Here is a 20,987-nt window from a genome sequence, read left to right as displayed (position 1 = left end):
CCGGGCAAGGGCGGCGCCCTCTCTCATCGCTGCGCCTGCACGGCGCTCCCGTCCGACGCGCTCGCTCATCGTGTGCGGACGTAGGCTGACCGCCTGTGTCCGCGCGCTACAGGAGCACGATGGCCCGAGATGCCTACACGACCCCCACCGCGTTCTACGGCGCGCTCAAGCACAAGGCGCAGCTCCTGGCCCGCAGTGAGGGCCTGCCCGTGGCAGACGTGCTCAGCTCCTACTTCTTCAGCCGTCTGATCGCCCGGGTGTTCCACGCTCAGCCCGATGCCTGGATCGTCAAGGGCGGTCACGCCCTGCTCATGCGGTACGCCGCCGCGGCCCGTCTCAGCCAGGACATCGACATCCAGCGCAGCACCGGGGACGGTATCGGGGAAGCGGTCGCCGACCTGCTCGAGGCTGCCACGCACGACCTGAACGACTACATGAGATTCACGCCCACGCGGACGTCGATGCACGAGAACGGGGCCGCCGGCGCGAAGCAGGTCTTCCGCGTGCACCTGGGCACACACGAAGTCGGCGTGGTGAAGGTGGACGTGGTCACCGGGCACGCCCCCAGCGCGCCCCCCGACGTGCGCCGCGTCACGCCCTTGATCGACCTGGCCTGGCCGGCCGACTGGCCCGAGGCAAGGCTCTACCCGATCGTCAACCACCTGGCGGACAAGGTCTGCGCCATGTACGAACGACACAAGGGCTCCCCCTCCAGCCGCTACCGGGACCTGGCGGACATCCTCCTCATCAGCCAGCGCGAAAACCTCGACGGCCGCTGCGCACAACTCGCCCTGCATACCGAGGCCCGCCGGCGGCGGCTCACCGCTACCCCTGGAGTTGAGCTCACTCTCCCCCCGGCATTCCAGCCCTCTGGGCCGGCCTGGCCCGACCGCTACCCGGCAGCCGCCCGCCAGGTGCCCGGGCTGCACGGCTGCAGTACCTGGACGCAGGCGGCCACCGCGGCCGAGGCCTTCCTCACCCCGCTACTGGCCCCAGGCACACCCGGCGACTGGAATGCGGCCGATGCCGCCTGGCAAGCCCGGCCCGAGCAGGATGGCCGCCCACTGCCGGAGCGTTACGCGAAGCAGGCCCACGCGATCGCTGAAGAAGCGCGCGCACGGGCCGCGGAAGCGCCTGCTCCCCCGCGACCTCCCGGACCGGCAGCTCAGCCCGTGCACCCCGAGGTCCCTCCCCCTGCCGCCGGGCCCGGTCTGACGCCCGACCGGTAGGACGGCCGAATGGAGGACGCGGCCTTCCGCACTCCCGCAGGGCGGGATTTGCCCCGATCCCCGTGCTCCGGTATCCCGGCTCGGGTGGCCTGCTCGGCGCGGCGGCCCCGCTGACCGCCCGGGCGTCGGGCGCTTTACCGGTTGCGTGGTATCTGCTGCGGGGGATGCTGCTGGTGGACCTGGTGATCGGCGGGCGCCGACTGCCCGGAAGCAGGGTCCCGCCTGTCGGTGGCCCGCTGGGCGATGCCCTGGTGGAGTCTGTCCGCCCAGGCCCGGATCTCCGCCTCGCGCCCCGCATACGGCGAGGCGTTTTCGCCGCGGCTCGGCATCTGCCCGGGGAGCAGGTCGCCGATCTCGCTGTACCGGGCCCGGTACTGAGGGCTGGCGTCTGCTGGGTACTTCGGGGCGATGGCGGCATCCAGGGGCGGGTCGAAGGCGGCGGTGTGCGTGAGCCACGGCCGCTGGGGGGACCGCCAGGCCATCCCCGCCAGCTCCACCTCGATCCCGGGTGAGTCGAGGAAGCGCACCCACGTCGCCTTTACCTCGTGCGGCGGCATCTGCTGGTCTGTCAGCGGCAGGACACGGAAGGTCAGGTGCGTGACCGGCTGCCGGGTCTGGGTGCCGAAGACCTGCTCGTGGGCGAGGTCCTCGAACGCGCCGCGCTCGGTGGCGTTCCATGCGGAGTGGTGCGGCAGGTTGCCGTGCCCGAGGTGGTCGAGTACGAGCCCGGCCCGCTCGGCGGCGTCACGGCTGCTGTCGTGCACGACGCGGTGCAGCCCGGGCGGCAGGAACAGTCTTATCCCGCCGTACAGTTCATCGGCTTGCAGGTTCGGCCCTTGGGGCTCGGGCTCGTGGAAGAGGTGGGCGTACTGCCGGGCTTCCGCCTCCATCGGTTCGCCGTACCGGTAGACGGCTTCGCGGTGTCCGTCCACGCCGTCGTAGCGGTTGCGGTACGCATTGCGGGCTTTCTGGGAGGCCACGACAAGCGGATCGAAGTAATGGGCCCACTCCGCCGGCGGGCGGTTGTGGACGTTGCGTTCCGGCGCGGGCTCGTTGTAGCGGTCCCACCACCGTGTCCCCGCGGGCCCCCTGCCGCCGTGGTTGATCCACGCGGTGGGGTAGGCCGCGTACAGCGCGTCCATCATCACCGAGGCCAGGCCCCGCCGTTGGTGCTCGGGCGAGACTTCCAGTCCCGCGACCTCGACGGCCTGGCCGTCGGGGTGGACGTAGACGTCGAGGTGTCCGGCGTAGGCGCCGCCCACCTGGGCCATGATGCGACGTCCCGACCAGGCTCCGCCGCCGTCGACCTTCCAGTCCGCCAGCCACAGAGACACACCTGCCTCGTCCAGCTGTGCCTCTGCCCCCGCCACGGCCGTTCACTGCCTCGGTGCAGGCAGGCCCCACGCCGAGACCACGCGGCTGCTGGCCTCCCTGACGTGCGGCAGGGCCTGCAGCGCCTTGGTCACGGCGTGTTCCACTTCCTGGGCCGCCGCCTCTTCGGGCAGGCCGTTGAAGGCTCCGCCGTCGGCCACGAGCGTGCTCTGCACCGTGACCGACACGCCTCCCTCGGCCGGAACGGGCCGGGGGTCGGGGTGGGTGACCAGGTCCACCACGCGCTCGATGTCGCCGTCGGTGGCGGGAGTCGACGGAAAGTCGGAGATGACCTCGGCGCTGCCGCTGAGGAGTGCCACCAGTGCGTCGACGGCCGCGGGCGGCCCGGTCAGCCGTACCTGGGTGAAGGCCGGACCCGACGGCGTTTCTGCGCTCACCACTTGCTCCTCGAGAAGACGGGCGGCCCGTGCCGCTGGGACGGGAGCCCTCGGCGGGCCGCCTGGGACGAACAGTGTTGCAGTAGCAGCCCGGCCGAGATCAACGAGCATGCTCGCCGCAGACGGCGCGCGTGGTTGGGCGGGGCTGCGGCGGTCAGGGGACGGGACACGACCGCTGACCGTGTTCCGGGGCGCGGAACGCCGGCGGTCCGGCGCGGCCCGCGCAAGATACGTGCACCCGATCATCCCTTTTCATATAGTTTGCCTGCCCGGCTCTGACAGGACAGCGGGGCTCGGCGGTCCCGTGCCCCGTTCGCACGTCGCACGGGACCGCCTGTATGGCCCCGGCACAGTGTTCCCTTTTTGGGTTCGGGGCGGGCTAAGCGGTGAGCCGCTCCAGAAGCCAGGTGGTGAAGGCCCGGACGGTTCCGGAGATAGCACCGCTGAGCGCTGCACTGGCCAAGGCCAGGCGCTCGCGGCGTGTCAGGGGCGTGCGGGACATAGGACCTCCACTGTCGTGGTCAGCAAGTGGGCAGCCGGCCGGCTCGCTGCCCACCTTGGGCCCTGTTGGAAGATCGACTACCAGTTGCGACAAGACGCCAACCCGGTCCGATCTCGGCCGTGTTCAGCCTGCGCCGGACGCATGGGTGGGGGATGATGCTGCGATGAGTCGCGACACGGGGGGCGGCCCGCAAGGAGTTACGCGGCCGCGAGTGCTGGAGCGGGCCCGGGTCGGATGGCCCCGGCCTCTGCGGGAGCTGAAGGATCTACTGTACGAGGTGTACCTGGAGGCAGGGGCACCGAGCTTGGATGAGATCGCAAGTGGCGTCGTCGACGACAGCCTGCCGGGATCACCGAGCCGGGACACCATCCGCCGCATCATCAGCGGCCCGTCCCTGCCACCCAGCCAGGCCGACGCAGCTTCTGTCGGCTCGGTGTTGGCCCGCCTGGCCCGCTGGGATGTGCAGGATGTGACTGGGCGGGTGCGCGACCTGTGGGTCAAGGCCCGGATGGCCACGGGCGTGGGGCGGCCGATCAGCGAATTCGACGACCGGCTTGTCCTTGAGGACCTTGGAGTCCATCCGGCTATCGACCCCGGTGCCGCCAGTCACCGGCTCGGCGCACTGCCTGCGTATGTGGAGCGAGAGTTCGATACGCAGTTGAGCGCGGTGGTGGAGGCGGCAGCAACCGGGCACAGCGGCATCGCGGTTCTGGTCGGTGATTCCTCCACGGGCAAGACCCGGGCGTTATGGGAAGCCGTAGGCAAGCTCCCCGACGGATGGCGGTTGTGGCATCCGATCTACCCGACCCGCCCGGATGCCGTGGTGTCCGAGCTGGCCGATGTCGCCCCGCGCACCGTGGTGTGGCTGAACGAGGCCCAGGATTACCTGAGTCCCGACCCTCTGGGCGAGCAGGTCGCAGCCGGGCTGCGGATCTTGCTGCGCGATGCGACCCGGGGCCCGATCCTGGTGCTTGCTACCTTGTGGCCGAAGCACTGGCACAGGCTGACCGCACGCACCGATCCCGATCGACACCCCCAGGCACGCGATCTGCTGGTCGGTCACAGGATTGACGTGCCGGATGCTTTCGCCCCCGCCGACCTTACCGCACTCGCTGGCACCCGTGGCGATGATCCCCGCCTCGCCGAAGCCGCCAAACAGGCTCAGGACCACCAGATCACCCAATATCTGGCTGGCGTACCCGTCCTGATGGCCCGCTACCGCACAGCCCAGGGAATAACCCGGGCTCTCATCCACGCCGCCATGGACGCCCGGCGTCTCGGCGCTGGCCCTCATATCCCCCTGGCCTGGCTGACCGACGCCGCACCCGGCTACCTCACCGATAGCGAATGGGACAAATGGAACACCACCGGTGACGACTGGCTGGCCCAAACCCTCGACTACGTCACCCAGGACTGCAACGGCATCCTCGGTATCCTCACAGCCGTCAAGACGACTACCCTCCGCAACCAGCGCAATCAGCGCAATCAGCGCCCAGCTTCCGCTGCCGGCCGCGCTGCCGGGCCGCCCGCCCGCGAGGCGCAGGGACCGCGCTACCAGCTGGCCGACTACCTCGACCAGTACGGCCGTCGCCACCGCGCCGACCAAATCCCCCCGATCGACTTCTGGACCGCGGCCGCCACCCACGCCCACCCCGCCGAACTGTTCGCACTCGGCAAAGCCGCTTGGGACCGGGGCCTGTACCGGGATGCCGCCCAACTCCACAAACACGCCACCACCCACGGCAACCCCCGCGCCGCGGACGCCCTCATCAACCACTTCCACGTCCTGCACCCCACTGACCCCCGCCCCACCCAGTGGGCCGCCACTCACACCGTCCTTGACGACCCGCGCGCGGTGGGCTTGCTGCTCTACAGACTGCGGGAGGTCGGGGCGGGTGAGCAGGTTGCCGCCCTGCTGGCCCGCGACCCCGCCGCGCACATCACCCTCGACGACCCGCGCGCGGTGAGCTTCCTGCTCTACAGACTGCGGAAGGTCGGGGCGGGTGAGCAAACTGCCGCCCTGGCCACGCGAGCAGCCGCGCACATCACCCTCGACGACCCGCACGCGGTGAGCATCCTGCTGCACAGCCTCCGGGAGGTCGGGGCGGACGAGCAGGCTGCCGCCCTGCTGGCCCGCGACCCCGCCGCGCACATCACCCTCGACGACCCGCGCGCGGTGAGCTTCCTGCTCTACAGTCTGCGGGAGGTCGGGGCGGACGAGCAGGCTGCCGCCCTGGCCACGCGAGCAACCGCGCACGTCACCCTCGACGACCCGCGCGCGGTGGGCTTCCTGTTGGACAGCCTGCGGGAGGTGGGGGCGGGTGAGCAGGCTGCCGCCCTGGCCACGCGAGCAACCGCGCACGTCACCCTCGACGACCCGCGTGCGTTGACGCACCTGCTGCACAGCCTGCGGAAGGTCGGGGCGGACGAGCAGGCTGCCGCCCTGGCCACGCGAGCAACCGCGCACGTCACCCTCGACGACCCGCACGCGGTGAGCATCCTGCTGCACAGCCTGCGGGAGGTGGGGGCGGGTGAGCAGGTTGCCGCCCTGCTGGCCCGCGACCCCGCCGCGCACATCACCCTCGACGATCCGCACGCGGTGGCGCACCTGCTGCACAGCCTGCGGAAGGCCGGGGCGGACGAGCAGGCTGCCGCCCTGGCCACGCGAGCAACCGCGCACATCACCCTCGACGACCCGCGCGCGGTGGTAAGCCTGTTGGACGGCCTGCGGGAGGTCGGGGCGGGTGAGCAGGTTGCCGCCCTGCTGGCCCGCGACCCCGCCGCGCACATCACCCTCGACGCCCCCCACGCGGTGAGCTTCCTGCTCTACAGTCTGCGGAAGGCCGGGGCGGACGAGCAGGCTGCCGCCCTGGCCACGCGAGCAGCCGCGCACATCACCCTCGACGACCCGCGCGGGGTGGTAAGCCTGTTGGACGGCCTGCGGGAGGTCGGGGCAGACGAGCAGGCTGCCGCCCTGCTGGCCCGCGACCCCGCCGCGCACATCACCCTCGACGACCCGCACGCGGTGGCGCACCTGCTGCACAGCCTGCGGGAGGTCGGGGCGGGTGAGCAAACTGCCGCCCTCGCAGCACGGGCTGCCGCAGCGGGACACTTTGCTCAGTTCATCAAAGGCAGCGATCACCGGAACTGGTTCCGGTTCGGGCAGGAGCCCGATGGGAGTGCCGCTCCTTCGTGGGCATGGGACGACCTAGAGTGACCCAACCAGGGCGACATACCAGACCGTCTGATCCCTGACATCACCACCTTGCCTGAACACCCCTCGAATAGCTGTGAGGCATGTTGGTGCGTTGATGTATACCTCACATGCCTCATGTCTGGCAGACACCGAGATAAACACCTCCGCGACTGGCTGACGAGACCTGCGCGCGACTGGCAGGTGACATGGCTGGGCACCCGACACCTGGCCGGTGCTCGTGGAGACCGGGACGTGAGTGCGGTCTCCACCACGCCCGCAAGGGTGGAGATCGCGCGGGAGAGCCACTGCCGCTCCCTTGCGGTGAGTAACATCCGGCACATCCGGCAGCAACACCCAGGTACAAGGAGCGTGCTGTCGTGGCCGACGTGCCCGAGAAGACCCCCATCCAGAACAAGTACGCACAACACTACGCCGATGACCTTGAGGCCAACCGCAAGGAGCAGGGCGAGATCACCGCCCAGATCACCGGTCTGCAGGAGCGCCTCGAGCAACTCGGCGTGGAGGAGGCCTGGTTGACCCAGGCGCTGGGGAGTCTGCCCGGGGCGGCCGCACCGCGCGTTCCCGAGGCTCAACCCGCCGCCGCAGCGGCCGAGGAAGCCGAGGCCCCCTCGGCGGCCCAGGCCGAACAGCCTGAGCCCGCCGCCCCCGCCGGGGCCGTCACCGGATTGCCCCAGACCGTTCCGCAGCCGCGCCAGGACCAGCCGGCGAAGGCGGCAACGACCAGGAAGCCCGCCAAGAAGGCTGCTGCGGCCAAGAAGACGACGGCGAAGAAGACCGCCGCGAAGAAGGCTGCGGCTGAGCCATCTCCGGCACCCAAGGCCCCCACCAGAAGGCGCCGGCGGAGAAGACCGCGGCCGAGGAGAAGTCGGGGCCGCCGCTGCGCGAGCTCATCCTGGCCCTGCTCCTCAAGACGCCCGGGGAGCCGCTGCTGGCCCGTGAGGTCGCCGACAAGCTCGCGAAGGAGCATCCCAGCCGGTCGACGTCCATCCAGACGGTGCGCAACGTCCTGAACAGGCTCGCCGATAAGGACGTCATCGAGAAGGCGAATCGGCAGGGAGCTCCGATGTACACCGCGTACGCCGACACGGGTGAGCTGCCCGCTGCGGACGAGCCCGCAGGGGGCGAGGGCGAGCAGGCTCCCAAGACGGCGGCCGAAAAGGTTCCGGCGGAGGTCTAGCGACCGCTGCGTCCCACCCGGGAACCCGGGAAGCCGCGACGGCCCGGTGCCCGGGCACCGGGCCGTGGGCCAAGGCCGCAGCGCACCTGATGGGGCCGGACTTGGGCCGCTCGCTCAGCCGGAGCCTGACCCACGAGCCCTTGCCGGCGGCCTTCGTGCCGTAGTCCCGCTGAGAGGCAGCCGATCGACCGGTACGCGGTGGACGGCCCGGCACTGAAGTCGACCCCGTTCCTCATGACGATCCAGGTGGGGCAAGTTTGCGGCGGCGGCGCGGGCGGACGCGGCCGTCGGGCGGCGGCGAGGGCGGACGAGCCCGCCGCGCCGACGGTGAGCGTGGCGGTCGCGGCGGCGGGAACGGTGCGGCGGAGCACGGACGAAGCAGGCACAGCAGTCTCCCTCGCTCTGGGCGGTCGTGCCAGGCAGCCTGCAGGCGCGCAAAGGCCCGTGCCCGGGGTGCCGTCGTGGTGCGCCAGGCCCCGCTACGGCGGTCGCGGATGCCGTTGCGGCGGGAGGCGGGAGCGGTGCTCCATGTCAGTCCGCCTCACACTGCAGCCGGGGCGGACGCGGGCACGCTGCGGGCCGAGAGCAGCAGCGCGCACAGGGCGGCGGCCATCAGCGGGACGGCGAAGTGGCCGCCGAGCGGGCCGGCCAGGGCGGTGCCGCCGGCCAGGCCGAGGCGGATCGCGCTGGACATCCAGCCGGCCGACTCGGTCGTCGTGCCCGGCGGGGCGAGCAGGGTGATGATCAGGCTGGCCACGGTCAGCAGGGGGACGAACAAGGCGCCCGGCAGCATCGCCAGAGCGAGGACCGCAGGGGCCGGGAGCGGGGCGAGCAGGGGAAGCCATCCGGCGGTGAACGCCGCCCCGAGCAGCATCAGATGACGCGGCTTCGGGGCGGTTGCGGGCTGGAAGCGGGCGAACAGGACACCGCCGAGCAGCCCCGCCGCGGAGAACACCGCGGGCAGCGCGCCCGCCAGCCACGACGCGTCCTGTCGGTCGGCCACGGCGATGGCGGCGACGTCGAGGGCGCCGACCGTGGCGCCGAGGAAGACCAGGGAGATCAGCAGGGGCCGCATGGCGGGCGGGCGCAGCACGCCGAGCCGGTCCCGGTGGCGTTGCGCGGCGCGCCAGGTGCGGGCGGGGCGGGTGGTGGCGAAGGCGACGGAGCCGGCCACTGTGACGGCGGCCGCCAGGGCGAGGGCCGCAGCCGGAGAAAGCCAGGTGGCCGTTGCGATGGCCAGGGCGGGACCGGTGACGTAGACGATCTGCTGGGTGGAGGAGTCCAGGGTGTAGGCGGTGCGGACGAGCGCGGCGTCGGGGAGTGGGGTACAGCGATCTGAGCCCGCCCTCCAGCGGCGGGCATCCGGCTCCGGCCAGGGCGACGCACGCGGCGGTGAGGACCAGGTGGGAGGTGCCCGCCAGGGCCAGGGTGCCCAGCGCGGTGGCGACCAGGGCGGCTCCCAGGTAACAGGGCAGGAGCAGGCCGCGCAGGTCGGCCAGCCGCCCCAGCAGCGGCAGCCCGAGCGCCGGTGCGATGCCGTAGAGCGCGGCCAGCACACTGGCCGTCGCCAGGGAATGACCGTCCGCCTGCGCCGCCAGGATCAGGGCGACGGGCACCATGCCCAGCGGCAGACGCCCGGTCACCGAGGCGATCAGCAGGCGGCGGCAGTACCGGTGACGCAGCACCCCGCGGAAGGTCGGCGGGGTGCGCGGTGCCGTCGCGGGGCCAGCCAGGACGTGACGTGCGGGCGCCTGTGGTGCGAGGTCTGCAGCCGGGGCGGTGCAGGGGGTGTCGCGGACCTGCGCGTGGGCCATCGCCTGCCTGCCTCTGCAAGGGGGGAAGTCGGGGGGTCTCGCGGGGGGCCCGCACGGCGGGCTTGTCAGGGGCGCGCGCCGTGCGGGCGGTGGCAGCGGCACGGGGGTGGGCCGCTGGTGACCAAGCCCAACAGGGCGCGGAGCCCTGCTCAACGCCGCTTCCCCGGCAGCGGTCGGCACCGGGCGTCACGTCCCAGCATCTGGTGCGGCATTCCCTCTCGCCGGTCCGCCTCACGGGCCTCAGCCGGGGCGGTGAAGGCGGCAGGCAGCCGTACCGGCCCTCCGCCCCAGGCACGGTCGGGCGGCCACAGCAGCCCGAAGGCGGTGCTCGTCCACGCTGCCTCGCAAGGGGCGGCCGTCGGGCCCGCAACGGCTGGCGGCGCCACCCCCTGGTGGGGTGCCGCCGCGGTGTTCGTGAATCGGTTCTCACTGCCTGGTCGCCGCTGGCAGGCCGCCCGTCTGCTGGAGCCTGGCCGCCCTCACGTGCCTGCGCTCAGGTCTTGGACACGGCGGACCCCGTCTTCAAAACCCAAGAGCACTTGGAACAGCCTAGATACCCATCACGTACCACTGCCTGAGCGATGCGCCACGCAGGTACAAGTGCCGGCCTCGTCCGATAGGGCGTGCGTACCGCTTGAGCGGTGCACCGTTGGGCAGGGTGAGGCAGGCTTCCTCTATCAGTAGAACCTCATGCTCTGTCATGCGGCAACGATGCAGGCGGTCTGGTTGCCGGTTGCCGCCGAGCATGACGATCTGCTTTTCGTGCACAGCCATGCCCGCAGGAGCGACCACGGGAGTCCTCCGTAGCCGGATCTGACCGTCGGTCCGGGCCTCGAGCAGCGGGAAAGTCGGGTAGTAGCTGGCCCACGCGACACCGTCGTCAACATTGAAGGCATAGACCGTATCGATGTACTCGATGCCCTCCGGAGGCGTGTACCCCCACTGCTGGTTGCCGCCGCTGTCCCAGCGCACCAGGCCGGCGGCGCTGATCGGGTCGATGTACACGCCTTCGTCGAAGTAGGCACTCCATACATGGTGCCGCCGGTCCGCCATCAGGTACTCGACCGCACGCCCCATGGCGAAGCTTCGGCGGCGTCGGCCGTCAGGCCCGTAGATCTGAGCATTGTGCTCCCTCGCGTCACCGGAGCCTTCCAGGACCAACCGGCCATTGGGCAACGCATCCAACCGGGTCACCCGCAAGCTCACACCACGCAGGAGCTGTTCCCGGACCGTGCCGCCGCTATGGATGACGAGGAGCGCGTCGTAGGGCCGGCTGCGTGGCTGGGGGTAGGCCCTGCCAAACGAACTTGGTTGGAGTTCCGCATCGGGGCAGATCAACCAGAGAGCCCGGCCCCAGGCGTCCACTGTGGTCGCCAGGACCTTCTGGTGGTCGTACTGCCGAGGCAACAGTGCGTGGGAACGCAGCGCCACCTTCCTCAAAAGACCACCTCACGGGCGAATGAACACGACTCGACCATGATCGCATCCCCAGCAAACCCACCACCGACCAGCCGTGCCAATGCCACGGAGATCAAAACTCCAGCTGACAGATGATCTACGCAGCAGCCCGCCGACCATGACCAGCGCGAGCACCCCGCGAGCCGGTCCCACCAGCCCTTTTACCTGCGACTTCAAGATGGCGACAGTTCAGTGCGGGTTCGCCGGTGGTCCGATCGGCTTCGACGTCGACGAAGGGCAGGTGCGCGTGGCCGACCGGATGGTCGCCAACCCGCCCCACAGCTGCGGTCCCTTCGACGCCAGCAGTCCGGCCCGGCGGGAAGCAGGGGCATGGCAGGTGCGCGGGCCGGCCGCCGGGCGTGGAAGGGTGGCCGGCCAGTGCACCCGCCTGGTGCCGCACGGGGGAACACGCCGTCGAAGAGCTACTTCGGGATGGGCGGCGTGGGTGCGGGGTTGGTGCCGTAGGGGTTGGCGCACTCGTAGGCCATGTAGCCGCGGATCTTCTTGCCGTCGCTCCTCCGCGTGACCGTTCCGCGGGTGTACCACCGCTTCTCGGCCTTCTTGTAGACCCACTGGTCGTAGGCGACCTTGTCCTTGCGGTAGCCGATGCCGACCACCGTGGCCGTCTTGGACGGCGCCTTGCGGATCTTGACCGCGCTGCAGGAGATCTTCGTGCGGCCGGTGTCGGCGGCCTGTGCCGTCGAGGCGGTGGCGATGCCGCCGACCGCGACGGTGAGGCCCATGGTGCAGGCCAGGAAAGCGTGCCTGACGCGCTGGTTAGCAATCACGCGAGTGCTCCTTGGGTGTGGAGGGGGAAACCGGGCCGAGCGGCACGGTCGAGGTCCGGACGGTTCCGATCCTCGGCAAGGAACGGCGGTGCCGGCGGGCCCGGTTGCCTCGCTCCCGCGTGGCGCGTCCGCGACTTGCCCGGCTCTCCCCGCAGGCGGGACCGCCAGGCCACAGCCCGCGCGGCGCAAGCTCGCGGTCCGCCGAGCGGGGCGTGGAACATGGTTGTGCGCCGCACTTCTCCCGCCCGGCGGCGTTCTCACCGCCCAGGCGGCCCAAGAGACCTGCGGGCGCGCGTAGATGGGGTGGCACCTGCTGCCTACCCCATCCGTATGGAGCCGATGACGTGAGCCCCCGCCCCACCCCGAACCCGCCCGATACAAGCCCGTCCATCAAGGACCTGCCATCCGATCCGGCGGCCGACACCGGCACCTCAAACCAGCTGGCCCGCACCCTGCACCTCGAGGCACGCCGGGTCCTGGGCGTCCCCGGCAGCCTGATCTCACCCTTGCGGAAGCACCCCGGTCACCGGTTCATTGCGGGGTGGGCGGAACCGACGGTCAGGGCCTGGGTGTGGGCCTCGTCGTGGGCGGTGGGCCTCACCGGGGCGGCGGGGCGGGCCATGGCCTGCTGCAGGCGGGTGCGAATGTACTCGCCATCGAGCGCCGTGGCGGGAGCGGAGGCCTGCTCCAGTGCGTCTCGCACCGTGTTCAGCAGGTCGGCTTCGGCGCCGGTGGTGGTACGCCGGTGGGCGGGAACCGGCTGCTGGAGCAGGTAGCTGATCTGTCCGTTGAGTACCTGGCGAGCGCGGTCGATGCTGCCGAAGGCCTCGATGACGCGGCGCTCAGTACGCACAGTTGCGACCTCGGCGAGTCCGTCGGGCAGGTTGCCGGGCACCGGGACGGGATGGGCGAGGCGCCCGAGCGCGTCGTGCAGGAGATGCAACTGGCCCTCACGCGCAGCCAGGTAGGAGGTCGCGGCGTGCACCAGCTCCGGGCCGGCACCGTCGTCAGCCGGGGACACCCCACGCTGCGCTTCCAGGGCGGCGACGGCGTCCCGCGCGGTGGCCGAGATCCGGCGCCAGGCGGCGGCCGGGCCGCTGATCTCCAGGGTCCGGGCCGGGATCGGGAAGGCGTCCAGAAGTTGCTGTGCCTCCTCCTCCCGTCCCGAGTATGCGGCGGCAGTGTAGGCCCGCACCGTCTCGCGGGCCTGGACCAGATGCGCGGTGCGCGCCTCGTCCAGCACGGGCGCACCGATTCCCGGCAGGTTCGCGTCGGCACGCCGGTCACGCAGATGGTCGGTGATGTCCGGCTCGAGGACAGCCCGCAACTGCTGCGCGTGCGCGTCTCGAAGAGAAAGCTGGTCGAGCAGCCAGTCGGCGCTCTCCTTGAGCTCCGGCATGTCCCGGGCCAAGGCATCAAGCGCGCGCCAGTCCTCGGCCAATTCACCACGGGGCCGGTGAGTATCCTCCAGCCGGTCCAGGAGTTCGGCCACCCGCCGCCCGGTGCTGACGACGAGCTCCTCGGTGGCCTCGTCGATATGGCCGGCCTCGCGACCTCACCCCCGCTCGCCAGGCTTTGAGACAGCACCGGCGGAGGCGGGACGGGGGTGAACGCCCGCATGTGACGGGCCCAGGCGGCAGACGCGGTGACCCAGCCCAGCTCCAGCTCCAACTCCTTCGGTGTCTCCGCGCTGCGCCGATGCAGCCAGCTGCTGAGCAGGCGGGAGAACTGTGTCCGGCCAGCGGGCAGATCCGGCCACACGCTCGCAGCCAGCTCACCGGGGGTGTATTCGCGCAGCAGGCCGGGGTCAAGGTCGTCCGCGCCGACGATGGCCACCTGGTGCCGCCCATCGTCGAGGTGCAGCCAGCGGCGCAGGGCCTCCCCCCGGCCGCGACAGACCTCTTCCACGGCCACACTTGCGGGCGTGATCCCGGCGCGAGTGACGCCCGTCAGCCCTACGCCGGGGGCCCGTTCCGCCGGCCAGTCGACCGGATCGGTCCCCGCAACCACGCGGATCAGCGCGTATGCATCCGGACCCGCCTCGGTCAGCCAGCTACTCAGATCATCGGCCAGAGGGGCGGTCTGCTCGCTCATCGCGGGTATTTCCTCCTCGGCGGTAGGACGCCCCGGCCGACGGACGGCGGCTGACCACAGCGTGCCCGCGCCAGCTCAGCACGCTCGCTAAGCCGCCGAACCGGCTCCGTCACACGGGAGAGGGCAAGCAACCATCCCCAGGGGCATCCCGTGAGACGGGACGAGCCCGTGGAAAGGGGCCCGCGCCAAGCAGCCTGGCAGAGGGAGGCGGGAGGCGGCGGCCGCCCGCCCCGGACAGCCCGGGGGGTACCGCCGGGGCGGGCCGTTTCCTGCCCAGCGTCTGACCGTTCGGACAGACGTGACCACCTCTTGTCCCACCCCGTACACGATGCGTCCGCGGCCGAGTCCTTGATGGCGGCCCTGCGAGAGCCTACCGAGCGAGATCCTCAGCGGGCGTACCGGTTGATCGGAGAGGCCACCGCCTGCTTTCCGTGACTGTGGGTCACCAATCAAATGTCGAACAGGGCTTCCCCTTGTGGCGGGATCGCAGGGTCAAGTACGCCGCGGAGGCGGGTGATGTCCTGGCGCCACTTCGACCAGTTCGCAGCTTCGGCCCACAGCTCGGCGAGTTCAGACCGGCTAAAACCACTTGGTCCAAGGCGTCGACGGCGAGCATCCGAAGGTCTGCAGGCAACTCCGGTAGCGGCTCTGATGGGCCATAGTTCGAACACGCCGGATCGCCGTCAGGATGCTGGGCGACGACCAGGGCCGCCGCGGCCACTGCACGTTCGCCGTCGTAGACACCCAGGAATTCCGCCGGCCCGGCGGCACGCCTGAGCACGCCCCGGATCATGGCTTCGCGTTCTTCCAGTGCTGCCTCGTCCAGGTCACCGGCGAAGTCGGCGGCGGTGTCGTTGTCGAAGGGGCCGATGTCCCAGGTGCCCATGTCTCTCCCGGTCGTCTGGGGATCGTCGCACTGGACACTGACAGTGCGCTCAGGAGACAAGCAGCACCCGCTTGCGCAGGAGGTTGAAGCCGCATCATGACCTGTGTTGACCGACACTTCCAACACGGCCTATTAGGTGATCGGCAGGACGGACACGGCCGGGTCGGCGGGAAAGGCGCCGGGGCGGTTCGCTGCGGCGGCAAGGTAGGACGCGGCGAGCTCCGGCCGGGCCAGGGCGGCGAGCACGGCGGGGACGCCGGCGGTCCAGGCAGCAGGGGCGGCCGCCGACCATGCGAGGACGACGCTGTGGTTCGCGCGGTGATCCCCGTGAGGAGAGCGTGATGCCGTAGGGATGCGGTACGGGGTTCGCCGGTATGTGGCCGTCCTTCCTTCGGTCGCACGCGGGCCCCGGCCGACAGAGATCGGTCGGGGCCCGCGCCGCATGTCTCCTCCGGCGCGGCCTCGCGGGTTCCGGGATGGGCCAGGGGGATGGTGAGGGGGTGGCCAGGCGGATGAACACCCCGTCGTCGGCCTCCCGGATGGCCTGTGTGCTGTAGCAGTCGCGGCCGGACAGGCCGGGCCCGAGCTTGTGAAAGTGGCAGTTAGCTCAGGTGTGGTGTCAGGCATGTTCTCCGAACTACGCGTCGGCCCGGCTGCCACCGACCCGGTCGGGCGGGGCAGCCTCGGGTCTCTGCTGTACCGGCGGGCGCTGGGCGTGGCCGTCGCCACGGCGCTGGCGGTACGCGACGCGCCGTCGACCGGCCCCGCACCCACGTACGCGCAGGTGCAGGCCTTCGGCGACGGGGCCAGCGTCACGTGCCGGTGAGCTTGTCGAGGTCGGGGGCGTAGACGGTCATCCAGTGCGGGTTCAGCCGGTAGTAGACGACCTCGCGGTTCCAGTCGAAGGCGTGGTCGTCGTAGAAGTCCTTCAAGTAGGCGAGGAGTTCCTGCCAGTCGGCCGTGGTCTCGGCGTCCTCAGGATTCAGCTCCTCCACCGTGCCGTGGGTGAACACGCCGAGGTCCTCGCCGCGCATGTGCGCGACGCTGGCGGCCGGACGGGCCGCGAGATGACGGGCCTTGGCGGCGTTGCGCGCCGTGCCGAAGTGCCACCGGCCGTGAAGGAAGTGCCCGTCGGCACCGCTGATCCGCGGTTCGCCCTTTGCGGTCACCGTGGAGAGGGCGAGCGTGCACATGCCGGTGAGGACCCCGGTGAGCTGCGCCGCCGTGATGGTGCGACCCTCGACGATCGAGCGGAGGTGTGCGGTCGAGCCGGAGAGGGAGGAGTCGAGGAGGGACTGGAGCTTGTCGAGTTCTTCTGGGGTTTCGCGCATACGTCCATCGTCGGCCGTAAACCCGACACCCTCTGTCGTCCTTGATGAAGCAGCGGTGAGGTTGCTCCGCGCCCCGAGAGTTAGTTCGGTCAATACACGTGAGGCAAGTGGCCTGCAGGCGGCATGCCTGACGGGTATCCGGGGGGTGTTCTGGCACGTACGGCATGTTCGTGATGTACGCGCCGACCTCATTGGTTCGGACGTTGTCGACTGAAGCACCCTTTGCGAGGCGCGACGACCTGGAACGAGAGTCCTCCAGGAGTGGTTCGGTACTTGGGGTCGTCGGTCTGCGGCCGGTGGGCTGGTTCAGACGGAGGTCAGGTGAAGAGGGCGGCGAGGGCGCCCGCCACCGCAGCGGTGAGGGTGATGACCGCGGCGAAGGCGGTGGCGGCTCGGGTGAGAGCGGCCGGGTAGGTGGCGCCGTCCAAGCGCGCGAGTTTGGCCGCGCCGGCGGCGGTCAGCAGGGCGATGACGATCACGAGTGCGGTGGTGAGGAGGGCGACGGCGACGGTCACGGCAGGCTCCGGGTCCACGAGATGGGGTGTCGTGGTCGAAAGTCGCGGAAACCCTGTTCGCCGGGGTTCGCCGGAGGAAGATGAACACCGGCGAACACGGCTTGGCGGGGGCGAGCGGGTGCAGTACGAGCAAAACGGCAACGGCGACAATCCGGCACTCATGGAGCTGCGCGGGAAGCTGAGCGACGGGCTGGCCCGCAACCGGATCAACAAGACGCAACTCGCCCAACGGTCGGGGCTGGGGCGTACGACCGTGTCGGAGGCCTTCCAGGCCGGCGGGCCGGTGCCCTCGGCGCACACGGTGGAGGCTCTGGCCCGCGCGTTGAAGCTGCCGGTCGGGGAGTTGCTGGCCTTGCGGCGGGACGCGGACGCAGGCGGGGGAGAACAGCGGCCGGCGCCGGGCCGTTTGATCGAGCAGTGGGAGCCGCATGCTCTGGAAGTCCATCCAGCCGGGCCCAGGAGCATCGCTCCCGGCAGTGATGCGCCGGGGGCGCGGGTGCTGCCGGGGTACGTCGAGCGCGGGCATGACTTGGCGCTGGCGGAGGCGGTGCGGGACGCTGCGGCCGGCCGCAGCCGGATGGTAGTCCTGGTGGGCGGTTCGTCGACCGGCAAGACACGGGCGTGCTGGGAGGCTGTGCAGCCGCTCGCCGGCATGGGGTGGAGGCTGTGGCATCCCTTCGACCCCACCCGCGCCGAGGCCGCTCTCGATGACCTGCACCGCGTCGCTCCTCGAACCGTGGTGTGGCTGAACGAAGCCCAGCACTACCTCGGCGACCGGAAAGCCGGTGAGCGCATCGCCGCCGCACTCCATGGCCTGCTCACCACCCCGGAGCGAAGTCCGGTGCTGGTACTCGGCACCCTCTGGCCCGAATACGCCGCCCGCTACACCGCCCTGCCCTCCCCAGGAGGGGAAGACCCGCACAGCCGGGTGCGCGAACTCCTGTCCGGCCGCACGCTGAGCGTCCCCGAAGCGTTCGACGCCCAGGCACTGGCCACCGCGACAGCCCTCGCCCGGGACGGCGACCGGCTCCTGGCCGATGCCCTCACCCGCGCCGGCACCGACGGGCGAGTAACTCAGGACCTGGCCGGCGCCCCCGAGCTGCTCAACCGCTACGAACGGGCGACCCCTGCGGCCAGAGCTGTGCTGGAGGCGGCGATGGACGCGCGCCGCCTCGGTGTCGGCCTCCACCTGCCCCAGGCCTTCCTCATCGACGCCGCCGCCGACTATCTCACCGACACCGACTACGACCAGCTCACCGAAGACTGGGCCGAACAGGCCTTCGCCGAACTCGCCGAACTGGTCCACGGCAAACAAGCCCCCCTGCGCAACACCACCCCCCGGCCCCGACGACGACCGCCCACGCCCTCCCCACCTGCCGACATCCCGCCCCAGGCGACCGCGGGGCCGATGTTCCGGCTCGCCGACTACCTCGAACAACACGGCCGCACCACCCGCAGACCACTGTGCCCGCCCGCTTCCTTCTGGCACGCCGCCCTCACCCACCTCACCCACCCCGACCGACCTGATCACCACCACCCGCCGCCGCAACACAGTGCTCCACACCCTCACCCCCCTGGGCGCCGCCCTGCTCAGCGCCAACCCCGGGAAGCCGGCCAGCAGCCCGGTCCCAATGAGCCGGCGCACAAAGCCACCGAGCAACTGCACCTCCTCCTGACGCCCGATACCCGGATCCACGCAGACCCAGCGGTGGCTCGCACAACTGCGGGCCGAAGGGGTAGTGGACCGGATCGCGGTGGGGCGGGCCGGTCGGGTACGGGTGCGGTTCCCCACCCCTGCCGGAGCACGGCTCGCCGGCCAGTAGCCCGGGCTGCTCGGGCGGCCCTCGAGGAGCGGGCCCCGGACCGCGGCGCGGCCCGGCAGCGTGCCGGGCACGCGCCGGCCGTGAACGAAGTCGCGCTCGCCTTCGTCCAGGACGCCCGCCGCCGCGGGGAACCGTGCCGGCCCCTGGACTGGATCCCCGGCCCTCACCACGGCATCACCGGCGGCCAGGGCATCGTCCCGGACGCGCTGCTCCACTACCGCACCGGCCCGAGCGGGTGCGGCCCGGTGCTCCAGGCGCTCGCCGACGTCGACCGCGCCACCGCAGAGCCTGGGCGCCTGGGCGCGCGGCCGGCCGCCTACGCGCGCCTCCACACAGCCGTGCAGGCACGCTCCCCTTCATCCCGCGGCAGCCGGCACAGCCCAGGACAGGTGCGGAAGCACGACGGCCGCACTGCCCGCCCCTGCCGAGACTTCTGTTCGTCCTGGACGGCACCGCAGCGGTCGAGGGGGACGAGCGGATCAGCGCGCTGGGCGCGGCGGCCGCCGAACCGGACACGGCCGCTGTCCTGCGGGACGTACCCGTGCTCGCCGCAGCGCTGACCGACGTCCTCCGAGCCGGACCCGGCGCGCCGGTCCGGCGGCCCGTGCACGAACCCGAGCAGTGCGTGCCCTGGAACCAGGGGGCGTTCGCTGCCGAGGTCCGGCCGTCGGTAGCGACTAGCAGTCCCGCCCGGTCGGCCGGGGGCCGTCTGGAGGGCGGGGGAACAAAAACTCTTCCCAGGCGTCCAGCCCGAACAGCATGAGCACCAGCAGCGTCGGCAGGATCACAGCGATCACGACCATGACGCCTCCCGACGCAGTGCTCACGACAACGCAGCAGCAGCGCTCCCGTCCACACTCGCCCGAACAGGGGGACCCCGCTCACTCAACGTGCATACGCGTAGGCCGTTCAGGCGACCTCCACCGCCCTCAACACATCACCCGCCCCAACCACGGGCCGACGCCTACCCCAACCATGCAGGCCAGCCCACTGCGCACACACCAGCGCAGTACGCACCAGCCACCCGGAGCAGCAGCACAGATCAGCCCGGCATGCCCACCCCGACTACGACCCGCACCTAACCCCAACCATGGCCGCCGAACCCCAACCACGGACCCCGACCACGGGCCACAGCTACCCCAACCATGCAGCTCAGGTCGCTGCGCACACACCAGCCCGGTGCGCACCCTCGCCAGCCGCCTGCGCACCGCACACCCCGGCCGCGCAGCCTTTGCGCAGCCGAGTGCGCAGCCACCCCGACCACGACCCCGCCCAACCCCGACCACAGCCGGTCAGGGCCTGATTCGGCCTTGGCACATCATCGAGGTCGGCAAGGCCCCGTCCGGCCGGGCCAGACTCGGTCATTAGGGTGATTCACATGGACATGCGCAGGATCGCCGCAGTACTGGCCGAGGAAGCCGAACAGCAGATCCAGGACCATGTGTGGGAAGTGACCTCGGACGACCGCGCCCTCGCTCTCGACACAGAAGCCGGACTGCGTGACGCCGTCGGCCCGCCCCACGCCCAGGAAGCCCTGCCGCCGATCAAAAGGCTCGAACGCCTGCGGGAAACACTCGCCGTCCTGGCGATCTCCCTCGCACGCACCCACGGCCGCCTGGCTTGGTTCCTCTCCGGCGCCCTCAACACACTCGAACCCGTCCTGCGCTGGCGCGCCCTGCCCGCCGACCACGGCGGCACCTTCGGCACCGTCCTCCCCAGCCACGACGACTACACCGAGGCCGAGGATGCCGTCCGCCGACTTCAGGACGTCCTCGCACGGATCGGCCGAACCGACTGACCCAACCCTGTTCTGCAAGAGCTGCACAACGCGGGCCGGCCCGTCACCCCGGCGGGAGGGCGTCACCTGCCGGAGCCCCGGCAGTGACGCGCATGATCTGAACGTGCTCGCGGCCCAGGTGATCAACTCCCCCAGTGCCGGACGAGCCGCTCACAGAGCGGCCTTGACCCTGCAGGCCAGCCCACTGCGCACACACCGGCCCGATGCGCACCTGCGACAGCCGCCTGCGCACTGCACAGCCCGGCCGCCCGGCCCTTGCGCATCGGAGTGCGCAGCCACCCCGAGCACAGCCCGCCCGACCCCTACCATGGGCCCTGACCATGCAGGTCAGCGCCACAATGCGCAGACCCGTCACGCAGCCGCACACACCGGCACCCGGAACCCCGGACAGCAGCCGCACCAGACGCCGCGGACGCCCGGCTGCGCACTACGGCGCACCCGCTGCGCAGCACGCAGCCGAACCTGGTGCGCACTGCGCAGCGGGCGGTCCTTCGGTGCGCAGCCGGCCGTTGCGCAGCCGGTGCGCAGAACCCGGAGCGCATTGGCTGCGCAGGCCTCGGCCGGGCACGGGGAGGGTTCAGTTGAG

16 protein-coding genes and 1 pseudogene are annotated in these 20,987 nt (G+C 71.2%); 6 read left to right on the top strand and 11 right to left on the bottom strand.

What is annotated here, in order from left to right; genetic code table 11:
* The first annotated feature begins 119 nt into the window (after positions 1 to 119).
* A complete protein-coding gene (locus ACZ6KF_RS32085; protein WP_469160595.1) occupies positions 120 to 1,229 on the top strand; it encodes a nucleotidyl transferase AbiEii/AbiGii toxin family protein in 1,110 nt (369 codons plus the stop codon).
* A 134-nt stretch (positions 1,230 to 1,363) separates the two neighbouring features.
* Here ACZ6KF_RS32085 and ACZ6KF_RS32080 read toward each other — a convergent pair whose 3' ends face one another.
* Together ACZ6KF_RS32080 and ACZ6KF_RS32075 are read right to left on the bottom strand one after the other, a co-directional pair.
* Entirely contained in the window at positions 1,364 to 2,563 is a 1,200-nt protein-coding gene (locus ACZ6KF_RS32080; protein ID WP_469241620.1) for a GNAT family N-acetyltransferase, read from the bottom strand.
* Positions 2,564 to 2,605: 42 nt separating this feature from the next.
* Positions 2,606 to 2,998: a hypothetical protein gene (locus ACZ6KF_RS32075; RefSeq protein WP_469179404.1), complete on the bottom strand. Its 393-nt coding sequence runs from the start codon at positions 2,996 to 2,998 to the stop codon at positions 2,606 to 2,608.
* Positions 2,999 to 3,804: 806 nt separating this feature from the next.
* Between ACZ6KF_RS32075 and ACZ6KF_RS32070 the strand changes: the two genes are divergently transcribed.
* Complete coding sequence (locus ACZ6KF_RS32070) at positions 3,805 to 6,717, top strand: hypothetical protein (RefSeq protein ID WP_469241618.1); 2,913 nt, start codon at positions 3,805 to 3,807, stop codon at positions 6,715 to 6,717.
* 568 nt (positions 6,718 to 7,285) lie between these two features.
* Here ACZ6KF_RS32070 and ACZ6KF_RS32065 read toward each other — a convergent pair.
* Entirely contained in the window at positions 7,286 to 7,684 is a 399-nt protein-coding gene (locus tag ACZ6KF_RS32065) for a hypothetical protein (RefSeq protein ID WP_469179400.1), read from the bottom strand.
* On the opposite strand from ACZ6KF_RS32065, the pseudogene ACZ6KF_RS32060 reads away from it, so the two are divergent.
* Positions 7,643 to 7,744 (top strand): annotated as a pseudogene (locus ACZ6KF_RS32060) (hypothetical protein); the annotation flags it as partial. The gene ACZ6KF_RS32065 and the pseudogene ACZ6KF_RS32060 sit on opposite strands and share 42 nt — an antisense overlap.
* Positions 7,745 to 8,435: 691 nt before the next feature.
* On the opposite strand, the gene ACZ6KF_RS32055 reads toward ACZ6KF_RS32060, so the two are convergent.
* The 5 genes from ACZ6KF_RS32055 to ACZ6KF_RS32035 form a co-directional block, all read right to left on the bottom strand.
* Complete coding sequence (locus ACZ6KF_RS32055; RefSeq protein ID WP_469160672.1) at positions 8,436 to 9,068, bottom strand: hypothetical protein; 633 nt, start codon at positions 9,066 to 9,068, stop codon at positions 8,436 to 8,438.
* Between the two features lie 1,189 nt (positions 9,069 to 10,257).
* Complete coding sequence (locus ACZ6KF_RS32050; protein ID WP_469179398.1) at positions 10,258 to 11,139, bottom strand: hypothetical protein; 882 nt, start codon at positions 11,137 to 11,139, stop codon at positions 10,258 to 10,260.
* A gap of 449 nt (positions 11,140 to 11,588) precedes the next feature.
* Entirely contained in the window at positions 11,589 to 11,954 is a 366-nt protein-coding gene (locus tag ACZ6KF_RS32045; RefSeq protein WP_469160670.1) for a hypothetical protein, read from the bottom strand.
* A 523-nt stretch (positions 11,955 to 12,477) separates the two neighbouring features.
* A complete protein-coding gene (locus tag ACZ6KF_RS32040; RefSeq protein WP_469241616.1) occupies positions 12,478 to 13,446 on the bottom strand; it encodes a hypothetical protein in 969 nt (322 codons plus the stop codon).
* A 1,044-nt stretch (positions 13,447 to 14,490) separates the two neighbouring features.
* Entirely contained in the window at positions 14,491 to 14,934 is a 444-nt protein-coding gene (locus tag ACZ6KF_RS32035) for a DUF4259 domain-containing protein (RefSeq protein ID WP_469160668.1), read from the bottom strand.
* A 625-nt stretch (positions 14,935 to 15,559) separates the two neighbouring features.
* Here ACZ6KF_RS32035 and ACZ6KF_RS32030 point away from each other — a divergent pair.
* The gene (locus ACZ6KF_RS32030; RefSeq protein WP_469160667.1) at positions 15,560 to 15,760 is read left to right on the top strand and encodes a hypothetical protein; all 201 of its coding nucleotides are present in this window, start codon (positions 15,560 to 15,562) and stop codon (positions 15,758 to 15,760) included.
* Here ACZ6KF_RS32030 and ACZ6KF_RS32025 read toward each other — a convergent pair.
* Complete coding sequence (locus ACZ6KF_RS32025; protein ID WP_469160666.1) at positions 15,747 to 16,265, bottom strand: pyridoxamine 5'-phosphate oxidase family protein; 519 nt, start codon at positions 16,263 to 16,265, stop codon at positions 15,747 to 15,749. The two genes, ACZ6KF_RS32030 and ACZ6KF_RS32025, sit on opposite strands and share 14 nt — an antisense overlap.
* A 317-nt stretch (positions 16,266 to 16,582) precedes the next feature.
* A complete protein-coding gene (locus ACZ6KF_RS32020; RefSeq protein ID WP_469160665.1) occupies positions 16,583 to 16,780 on the bottom strand; it encodes a hypothetical protein in 198 nt (65 codons plus the stop codon).
* 118 nt (positions 16,781 to 16,898) lie between these two features.
* Between ACZ6KF_RS32020 and ACZ6KF_RS32015 the strand changes: the two genes are divergently transcribed.
* Complete coding sequence (locus ACZ6KF_RS32015) at positions 16,899 to 19,163, top strand: helix-turn-helix domain-containing protein (RefSeq protein WP_469179392.1); 2,265 nt, start codon at positions 16,899 to 16,901, stop codon at positions 19,161 to 19,163.
* Positions 19,164 to 19,280: 117 nt separating this feature from the next.
* Here ACZ6KF_RS32015 and ACZ6KF_RS32010 read toward each other — a convergent pair whose 3' ends face one another.
* Positions 19,281 to 19,406, bottom strand: a complete 126-nt coding sequence (locus ACZ6KF_RS32010; RefSeq protein ID WP_469179390.1) for a hypothetical protein — start codon at positions 19,404 to 19,406, stop codon at positions 19,281 to 19,283.
* A 575-nt stretch (positions 19,407 to 19,981) separates the two neighbouring features.
* On the opposite strand from ACZ6KF_RS32010, the gene ACZ6KF_RS32005 reads away from it, so the two are divergent.
* Positions 19,982 to 20,401, top strand: a complete 420-nt coding sequence (locus tag ACZ6KF_RS32005) for a hypothetical protein (RefSeq protein ID WP_356635900.1) — start codon at positions 19,982 to 19,984, stop codon at positions 20,399 to 20,401.
* Positions 20,402 to 20,987 lie beyond the last annotated feature (586 nt).

The organism is Streptomyces sp. NPDC046379 (assembly GCF_055587785.1).
Note: the sequence above shows the minus strand (reverse complement) of the source record. Positions and strands in the feature narration are given on the sequence as shown.

Coding starts and splice junctions, on each gene's coding strand:
- ACZ6KF_RS32005 (WP_356635900.1), top strand. CDS start 19,982: ATGGACATGCGCAGGATCGCCGCAGTACTGGCCGAGGAAGCCGAACAG.
- ACZ6KF_RS32030 (WP_469160667.1), top strand. CDS start 15,560: ATGTTCTCCGAACTACGCGTCGGCCCGGCTGCCACCGACCCGGTCGGG.
- ACZ6KF_RS32085 (WP_469160595.1), top strand. CDS start 120: ATGGCCCGAGATGCCTACACGACCCCCACCGCGTTCTACGGCGCGCTC.
- ACZ6KF_RS32025 (WP_469160666.1), bottom strand. CDS start 16,265: ATGCGCGAAACCCCAGAAGAACTCGACAAGCTCCAGTCCCTCCTCGAC.
- ACZ6KF_RS32010 (WP_469179390.1), bottom strand. CDS start 19,406: ATGGTCGTGATCGCTGTGATCCTGCCGACGCTGCTGGTGCTCATGCTG.
- ACZ6KF_RS32035 (WP_469160668.1), bottom strand. CDS start 14,934: ATGGGCACCTGGGACATCGGCCCCTTCGACAACGACACCGCCGCCGAC.
- ACZ6KF_RS32065 (WP_469179400.1), bottom strand. CDS start 7,684: ATGCTCCTTCGCGAGCTTGTCGGCGACCTCACGGGCCAGCAGCGGCTC.